This window comes from Aeromonas finlandensis (assembly GCF_000764645.1).
GTDB lineage: Bacteria > Pseudomonadota > Gammaproteobacteria > Enterobacterales > Aeromonadaceae > Aeromonas > Aeromonas finlandensis.
In genome coordinates this window covers 1-8,546 of record NZ_JRGK01000123.1, presented here as the reverse complement: position 1 = coordinate 8,546, position 8,546 = coordinate 1, and the positions used below count along the sequence as shown (strand labels likewise).

Annotated in this window: 10 protein-coding genes; all 10 read left to right on the top strand. The window is 40.7% G+C overall.

The window, feature by feature from the left end; translation table 11 throughout:
- A partial coding sequence (locus tag LD28_RS23390) for a hypothetical protein (protein ID WP_033137019.1) occupies positions 1-302 on the top strand: 302 nt, incomplete at its 5' end.
- A gap of 1 nt (position 303) precedes the next feature.
- The gene (locus LD28_RS0111040) at positions 304-1,659 is read left to right on the top strand and encodes a type II and III secretion system protein family protein (RefSeq protein WP_081959518.1); all 1,356 of its coding nucleotides are present in this window, start codon (positions 304-306) and stop codon (positions 1,657-1,659) included.
- 152 nt (positions 1,660-1,811) lie between these two features.
- Positions 1,812-2,951 (top strand): CpaE/TadZ family protein, encoded by a 1,140-nt coding sequence (locus LD28_RS0111035; RefSeq protein ID WP_033137018.1) that lies wholly within the window; start codon positions 1,812-1,814, stop codon positions 2,949-2,951.
- Positions 2,952-2,987: 36 nt separating this feature from the next.
- Positions 2,988-4,268 (top strand): TadA family conjugal transfer-associated ATPase, encoded by a 1,281-nt coding sequence (locus tag LD28_RS0111030; protein WP_033137017.1) that lies wholly within the window; start codon positions 2,988-2,990, stop codon positions 4,266-4,268.
- Entirely contained in the window at positions 4,268-5,158 is an 891-nt protein-coding gene (locus LD28_RS0111025) for a type II secretion system F family protein (protein WP_050514306.1), read from the top strand. Before LD28_RS0111030 ends, LD28_RS0111025 begins: the two co-directional genes overlap by 1 nt.
- Positions 5,158-6,012, top strand: a complete 855-nt coding sequence (locus LD28_RS0111020; protein WP_033137016.1) for a type II secretion system F family protein — start codon at positions 5,158-5,160, stop codon at positions 6,010-6,012. Before LD28_RS0111025 ends, LD28_RS0111020 begins: the two co-directional genes overlap by 1 nt.
- Entirely contained in the window at positions 5,996-6,733 is a 738-nt protein-coding gene (locus LD28_RS0111015) for a tetratricopeptide repeat protein (protein ID WP_033137015.1), read from the top strand. Before LD28_RS0111020 ends, LD28_RS0111015 begins: the two co-directional genes overlap by 17 nt.
- A 13-nt stretch (positions 6,734-6,746) precedes the next feature.
- The gene (locus tag LD28_RS0111010) at positions 6,747-7,292 is read left to right on the top strand and encodes a TadE/TadG family type IV pilus assembly protein (RefSeq protein WP_156120190.1); all 546 of its coding nucleotides are present in this window, start codon (positions 6,747-6,749) and stop codon (positions 7,290-7,292) included.
- Positions 7,255-7,893, top strand: a complete 639-nt coding sequence (gene tadF, locus LD28_RS0111005; RefSeq protein WP_162182394.1) for a tight adherence pilus pseudopilin TadF — start codon at positions 7,255-7,257, stop codon at positions 7,891-7,893. The genes LD28_RS0111010 and tadF overlap by 38 nt, the downstream gene beginning before the upstream one ends.
- Positions 7,894-8,546, top strand: a 653-nt coding sequence (locus LD28_RS0111000) for a TadE/TadG family type IV pilus assembly protein (RefSeq protein WP_033137013.1), incomplete at its 3' end; no start/stop codon positions are given.

The following is an 8,546-nucleotide window of genomic DNA, read 5'->3' as shown; positions in this document are numbered from 1 at the left end:
ACATGGTTGCCCAGCTTTCACAAATGGATAAGGTCGATATCTTTCTGCTGACTAAGGGGGAGCTGACAAAAATCATCAGTGGCGTCACTGTGCTAAACATTAAATCAGACAAGGGTAAAAAAGAGAGCCAATTGGTTGTCCGCCTGACATCAAAGCAGATAAAAGATATCAAGGTTGTCGAAAATGAAGGGACTTTAATGCCAATATTGGGTTCGAATAGTGCTAGCAGCGTTAAATCTGGTGATGTAGTTAGTGATTTAAAAAAATATCAAATTGATAAGATAAAAAAGCTTAAGGGTTAATATGATGAACCGTGAATTTTTAACAAACCAGACAATATGTCACACTCTAATATCTTCTTTGATGTTATTTTTTGCCGTTGCTGCGAATGCGCAGCAAATTAATATGGCGCCTGGCGAATCAAAGCTAATCCATGTTTCGAGTGCAGATATTGGTACAATATTTGGTTCTGATAGCGGCACCGCTGATTATGAAGTAATAAATCCAACCTCTTTTGTGGTGTACGCCAAGAAAGAGGGGAAGGCCGATTTTAGTGCCTTCGATAAGGATGGCAAAGCTCTGGTGAAAGTCAAAGTATTGGTTGATACCGTTCTGAGTGATGTATATACCAAGATTCATCAGACATACCCTGATAGTAATATCACAATCAACAAACTTGGAAATAACTATGTTATCAAGGGAATGGTCAAGGATGAGGCAACACGTGATGAAATTTATCAGTTAGTTGGAGAGAATATCGGAGCAAAAAAAAGAAAAATAGACAGACAGTGGAAGGCTTTGAGCAATGACAATGATGGGGGGATAGTTGATTTCCTCGCCCAAGTAGAATACGAAAATGTTATTAATAAGATTGAACTACCTCTCCCTAACCAGGTCAATGTAAAGCTTTCAGTAGTGGAGGTAACCAAAGAGTTCTCCGATAATGCTGGCATCAATTGGAATACAATTGGAAATTCTGCTGGTGAATTTAGTTTTGTTCGCAGTAATGCAGATACATTAACTGCACTGGTACGCGCCATCAGTAATGACGGCATAGCCAAGGTACTTGCTGAACCTAATCTGTCAGTGCTATCGGGAGAGACCGCCAATTTTCTGGTCGGTGGGGAGATCCCAATTGTTACCAGCTCTAGCAATGGTACTAATGTTAACTATAAAGATTTCGGCATTAAATTGAATATTGGTGCTAAGGTCAACACTAAGGATAATATCCGTTTGACATTGAGCCAAGAAGTAAGCAGTGTCAGCAGTAAAATTACCATCGGAGATGATAGTGATATTCCTGCCCTCACAACACGGAGTGCTACCACTACAGTTGAGTTGGCAGATGGTGATACCTTTCTATTGGGTGGTCTGCTGAGTACGACGGAAAGGGAAGCATTATCTAAAATCCCGTTCATTGGTGATATCCCAATCTTGGGTGCTTTTTTCAGAAATGCCGCTACGGAAAGAAAAAAGACCGAACTCGTCGTTGTGGCAACCATAAAACTGGTGAAGCCAAGCCAGAACAATGATGTTATTTACCCTGATTTTAGACGTACTTCCACTGCTGCCCGTTTCTTTAATTTTGATAGTATCACGCAGCATTCTGAGCGGTTAGCTGCTGAGAATTTCATGAGAAGTAGTGGCTTCGTTCAATAACGATTGTTCAATAAAACAGTGTCAAGGCTATGTGAGCAGTGATTGTGGACAAGTGATAACATAAAGTACCAGAGATTGATTTCTTTGTTGTCACTACGACCATTATCCCGACTTGCCTTATGACGCATATTGCCTAGCAGGAGTCAGATAATATGTTAATTACCTTAGATAAAGGTAAAGATACTATATCCACAGAAGTGAGTAACCGGATCGCGATTTTATCAAACAATGAGTCATTGCAGAGAGAGTTAGCAGAATCACTGCGAATAAATGGCTTCACTGACCTCCTGTTTGAACAACAGGATATTTTATCTTTAACTACCCTGACTGATGCTGACAAGCTCGCGGGAGTTGTTATTGATATTGAAGATAATACCGATGTTGCGACTATTTCTTTGGCGCTGGGCCGCCTGGTCCCCAAGCGGTGCTGGATTATCCTGACTGGCACTAATGATTCTATACAGGTTGCACAACGTTTTCTGGAACAGGGGGTATACTATTTTCATTTTGCCTCACAAAGCGAGCAGTTAATCAAAAAAATAACTATTGCTCCAACCCCGGTGAGAGATCGTACCCCTCTTGCTATTCGTGTGATTGGCTGTAAAGGTGGCGTAGGAGCAAGTTTATTTGCCTGTAAATTGGCGCTCACTATGAATAAGATAAAGCCTCTACCAATACTATTACAGCAGGGGGATAGAGGTACAAAAGACATTGATATAATTCTTGGCTGTGATATTGCCAAAGGGATTCAGCCCATTAACGATTTGCTTGATGTATTATCGATAGAAGCTAGCAATATTGATTATGAGGACAAAGATAGTCAAGAAACAGCGGTCATAGTGAATACTGATAAATACAATTTTCTGCTGTTGGATCAGGCTATCCATAATGTTGGTAAAGAGCAGATGATTTCAGATATTGAAGCAACTGATTGCGCAATATTACTTATGGATAACGATGCTGCTTCTTTGAGAGTTGCCACCCACTATATTGAGCTGTTCAGCAAGACAAAAAAATATGGTGATAAATATAAAAGACTGTTCGTTGTCGTAAATAATTCGAGAGGTTCAATTAGGGCCAATTTATTGCAAACTAGTGATGTAGAGCGAGTTCTTGGCAGGAGAGTAGATTTTACCATCCCTTATTGTAGTAATGGTCTTGGTAATATAAGAAGCAAGGTGCAAAGCAAAGCCGATAAAGTCATAACGTCAGTCACTTATGCTGTCCTTGGCATTGAAGAAAAAAGAAATAAAAATTTATTTAGTGCTATAAAATATATTTTTAGTAAGTAGCACTCGTCATAGAAATAATTAATGTTGTAGGTGAGTATGAACGTTAGCGTAGAAGAGCAGGGTCTCATTCGGGATGAAATACTAAAAAACATAAAAATACAGGTTATCGAGGAGTTAATCCATGACCGTGATAAGCTAATCGATGAGATTAGTAACCATGCAGAAAATGTCATTAATAGTATTAATAGCCATGTTTCATTACAAGACAAGCGTGAACTTGTTGAGTTAATCTCTGATGAAATTAGCGGCTATGGTGCATTAAGAGAACTCATCGAAGATGAGAGCATTAGTGACATTTTGGTGAATGGGCCGGAGCAAATTTATGTTGAGCGTGCCGGCATACTGGAGTTAACGAATAAACGATTCATTAATAATGATCAACTGACCGAAGTCGCTAAACGGTTAGTTCTGAAGGTCGGACGACGTATTGATGAAACAAAGCCTTTGGTTGATGCTCGGCTAGCGGATGGTAGCCGGCTGAATGTTGTTATTCCTCCGATTGCTCTGGATGGGACGTCGATTTCTATCCGAAAGTTTGGCAAAGGCAAGAAGAGTTTTTTAGACTTGGTAAATTATGGTTCGATGAGCAGTGATATGGCTAATTTTTTGATTATTGCCGCACGTTGCCGTGTCAATATTATTGTCTCGGGGGGGACTGGCTCTGGAAAAACTACCTTGCTGAATGCTCTGTCAAATTATATTGCTGACAATGAAAGGATCATCACTCTTGAGGATGCGGCAGAGCTTCGCTTGGTACAGCCTCATGTTCTCCGCTTGGAAACCCGTGTGGCAGGTATTGAAAATACCGGGCAGATCACTATGCGTGATCTGGTGATCAATTCACTTCGGATGCGCCCCGACCGAATTATTGTGGGTGAGTGCCGTGGTGAAGAGACATTTGAAATGCTACAGGCGATGAATACTGGTCATGATGGGTCGATGTCCACACTGCATGCCAATACTCCACGTGATGCGATTGCACGACTGGAAAGTATGGTGATGATGTCTGGTATGAATATGCCTATAGATGTAATTCGGCGCAATATCGCTTCTGCTGTTCATATTATCATTCAAGCTTCGAGAATGAATGATGGCTCGCGTAAAATAACCAGTATTGCAGAAGTGATGGGGATTGAGGGGGATCGGATAGTATTGCAGGATATTTTTACTTATAAAGCACAGGCTGGCCGTACTGAAGACGGTAAGATACGTGGTGAGTTTTGTAATCATGGCCTGTTGCTGCGATCAGTTGTGATGCAGAATGCGGTCTTTTTCGATCTGGATAAAGAATTAAAAACGATATTTGGTATCAGTTGATGATGATTTATTTAGTCATAATTGGAGTGGGTGTTTTTTTCTCCTATTACTCAGCAAATGATTTACTTCGCAAAAAACACATAAAGAGATTCTTAAAGAAAAAAGAAGATAAAAAAAATATTTATAATGGTTTATTTTATCGTCTGCATGTTATGTTGGTCGAGTTGGGGGGGTATTTCAATGGATTTAATAACAGTAATCGGATGATTAACAGTATTTTACTGGCTATCTACAGTGTAGTGGTGCTATTTGCAAATGTTAAGTGGCACATTTTTCCTTGGTTTAGCTATTTGCCAGCAGCCGGTTTACTCTATATCGTTGCAGTTTTCTTGATTGGTCGAAGGGCCGCAAGGCGTTATTTTGATGACCATTTTCCCGAGGTCTTGTCGATCATGACGGCAGCGATTTCGTCTGGAGCCAGTATTCATGAAGGGCTAAAACGCTGTGGTGTCGATATCACTGGGCCGTTGGGGGCTGAGTTTAACCGTATTGTGCGGCGGCTGAACGTAGGTGAAGATCCTGATAAGGTCTTTGCCGATGCCTGGAATACTTTCAATTATAAGGAATTCTATTTTTTTAGCACGGTTATGCTGGTCAGTATTAAACGTGGTGGACAACTGAAGCTGTTGATTACCCGGTTATCGAGAATAGTGTCGGATGCCAAAACAATGGAGCGGCGCCGGAACTCTTTGACTTCGGAGGCGAGAATGTCAGCAAAAATTGTAGCTGCTATTCCAATAGGCTTTCTATTTTTAATGAAGTTTACTATGCCAGATAACTTTGATTTTATTATGAATTCCGACAGTGGCCGATTCATTCTATATTATATGATTGGTAGCGTGTCTATTGGAATTGGTATTATTTCTTTTTTAATAAAGAGGGCGACATAATGGTGTTATTCTATATCATCACTGTGTTATTTGGTGTGCTGCTGTTTGCAACGATGGTCATTAATGAAATGATGGTGATCAGATTGGCCCATCGTTTGAAAGAGAGAAATGGACACGCTCTGTTAAAGCAAATAGCCAGTACTGATGGTAGTAAGGTATTAACCTCGCTGATTGAGCAGAATGGTATTTATGCTGCTGCAATGGTCGCACTTGACAATAATTTAAAGAGAAAGTTGATTATTATATTTGCTTTAGCCATGCTACTTTTTTTACTTAATTTCAGCGGGATTGTACCAATGTCACGGGAGGCGGCGGTTGTCACCATGATGCTGTCATTTGGTGCGGTTATCGTATTTCCTGGAATAATTCGAAAGATAGTAATAAAAAGTAAATTGAAGAAAGTGCTCAATGATCTTCCTTATTTTATCGATCTCGTTGCGGTTTGTGTACAGTCAGGCATGACGGTGGAACATGCACTTAGACAGACGGCGAGCAGCTTTGTCCGTATGAATTCAGACCTGGCTATCTTGATGGATAATCTAGTGCGACATGCTGAAGTAAATGGTATGGGGAGTGCGTTAAAAGAGTTATATACCATGGTCGGTAATCAGGAAATGAAGATGTTCTGTACCACACTGCAACAGAGTGTGCTATTTGGAAGTTCGGTTTTTGAACAGCTGATTGAACTTTCTAAGAATATCAGAGAGCTCCAGTTGTTGAGTACAGAAGAAAAGATAGGCAGTCTATCAGCCAAGATGAGTGTACCACTAATACTCTTCATCATGTTCCCGATCGTTATTTTAATTATTGCCCCTGGCGTATTAAGGATTATGCAAGATGGTCTCCATGGTTAAAACTTTAATCTTAACAGCATCTCTATTGATGTTATCCGGCTGTTCCCGTCATGGCATGGCCCAGCTCACTGAACAACAAAGTAACTCATATCGTGAAGATATTCTGGTCAGGGCAAACAATTATCCAGGGTTGGTTGATTTTTATCGTGCTGAATTGGCAAAGAAAGAGACACCAGAACTGAGTTATAAACTCGCTTATAGCTATTATATGATAGGTAACTATACTGAAGCACTCCGTTATATAACTCCGTTGTTGGATAAAAATGTGCCGCAATATCATTTGCTGGCAGCTAAAACCTATGTGTTGTCTGGTTCTTATGGTAACGCAATGCATTCTGCACAAAAAACCATATTTTTAGACCCCAAAAATAGTGAGGCATACAATATAATGGGGATCGCTAATGCCTATAAAGGCAAGGTGAATGAATCTAAGGAGTATATAGAAAAAGCCCGCGCCAATTATATTGGAGACAGTACCGCAGTAAATAATCTGGCTGTATTGGCAATGCTTTCAAGCGATTATCAACAGAGTATTACACTACTCTTTCCTGAATATATGAAGGGTAATCGGGATACAAAGTTGGTGCACAATCTAGTTTTCTCCCTTATCAAGGCCGGGGACCGAAAGTACGCCAAAAAGATCATTGAGGAAGAGAAAATTGCCAAAGATGCTGATTTTTTGTTAAATGCACTGTCCTATGTTGAAACATTGGAAATATAACAGCGGAGGTTGAGTGAGTTCACCTATTATAGAAATATTTAGTAAGCTCAGGCATTTTGCGTTAAATCGCAATGGGGTGGCGGCAATTGAGTTCTCCATTATCGCTGGATTATTTTTTATGATGGTTTTTTTTATCGTAGAAATGAGCCGCATTGCGTATATATCGGGAGTGCTGGATCTCGCCACCTCCGAGGGCGCTAAAATGTCAAAGAATTCCGAAGATGGCGAAGGCTATAAACAACGATTCTCTAATGTCTTGTTCGGTGATAAAGCAGGCAGATTATGGAGGACCGTTATTGAGCGTAAAAATCTTTCAGTGGCGGTAAATTTTGTCAATTGTGATAGGACGGATTGTGTCAGGAACACTATTGAAACCCTGCAGGGATCAAATGGTATGAGTGATTCAGGATCCAGCAAGGGTGCCCCTATTGCCATTTATCGAATCGGTTATAAATATAAACCGATGTTTTTTCCTTTTCCCAGTAATCTATTTGATGAATTATTAGTTAGAGAGGTTGTCTTTGTTCAAGAATACGAACGAACGGACTTTAGCTACTGATCAATCGGGCTCAATAGCGATTGAGTTCTCAATGATCTGTTTTCTTTTGGTTATCATCATGTTTTATTTCGCCGACCTGATTAAAATGCAAGCCCAAATGGGTAAGATGGAACGCACTGTTTATTCCATATCTGGAATTCTCAGGGAACGGACACAGCTCTATAAGAGTGAAGATAATAGTGATAATCGAAGCTATGAGGTGGTTCAGCAGCAAGATGTGAATGAGTTGCTCCTGTTGGCGAAAACGATGTTGAAAAACATGAGTTTTTCTGATGATGTGGTAAATAGAGTATCATTGCAGGTTGAACAGATCCATTTTGAACCTTGGCAATTTAATGAAAATACCAAGGAGTGGAATAAACAAAAGGTCATCATGCCAGAGAAGAGTTATACCATGACGGCAGGTCCTGAAGATGCTTGCCAATCACGAGTTGCTCTTAGGGATCCGCCTTTATTAGATATGGTGCCAAAAAGTAGTTTCAACCGATGGATCCCGCTCTACCAAGTTATCCTTTGCATGCCGCCAGTTGATCTTTTTAATCCCCTTTTGCGGCTCGATAATCGTAACAATGTTTCCTATTCTATCGTGATGGTGAGATAAATGATGTGGCTAGTATCCATATATATACACATTGTTGAGTCTTGTAGGTCGTTTTCAAAAGACACCTCAGGGGCAATTGCAATTATTTTTGTCTTTCTTATTCCATTGTTTTTCATGCTGATCGCGCTGGGTATCGAGGGGCCGCGTTATATGACAGAGAAGGCACGTCTGTCTGATGTGCTGGAGCAGGCTTCGCTGGCGCTGACTGCTGAAGATAATAATAATACTGTCGAAGACCAAGGCCAGGCGGATGCACGTAATCAGCAACTGGTTGCTAGTTATATTGATAACCTTATGCCACGACGAGCTGAGGGAAAGCCGGCAAATGTAATCGATATTTCTTACGAAGGATTCAAAAACATAACTCCTGGCGGTGCTCCTAGTTATATTCAGTACCGAGCAATTGCTCAATCCCCTCATATCTCCTGGTTTGATACCTCTCTTTTGCCAGCCTTTGATAAGGAGATCAGTGTTGGTGAAAGAGGGGCTGCACGCAAATATAGCGGTGGGGTTGATGTGATGTTTGTACTGGACTTTTCCAAATCAATGGAGGAGTTCAAAATGGCCGGTAGCTCTTCACGCTTAGTGGCGCTGAAAGAGTCGTTAGCCGAACTGGTAAGCAAGGTTAACCAGATGGGATCGGCTAACCGAGT

Coding starts and splice junctions, on each gene's coding strand:
- LD28_RS0111025 (WP_050514306.1), top strand. CDS start 4,268: ATGATGATTTATTTAGTCATAATTGGAGTGGGTGTTTTTTTCTCCTAT.
- LD28_RS0111040 (WP_081959518.1), top strand. CDS start 304: ATGATGAACCGTGAATTTTTAACAAACCAGACAATATGTCACACTCTA.
- LD28_RS0111030 (WP_033137017.1), top strand. CDS start 2,988: ATGAACGTTAGCGTAGAAGAGCAGGGTCTCATTCGGGATGAAATACTA.
- LD28_RS0111015 (WP_033137015.1), top strand. CDS start 5,996: ATGGTCTCCATGGTTAAAACTTTAATCTTAACAGCATCTCTATTGATG.
- LD28_RS0111035 (WP_033137018.1), top strand. CDS start 1,812: ATGTTAATTACCTTAGATAAAGGTAAAGATACTATATCCACAGAAGTG.
- LD28_RS0111020 (WP_033137016.1), top strand. CDS start 5,158: ATGGTGTTATTCTATATCATCACTGTGTTATTTGGTGTGCTGCTGTTT.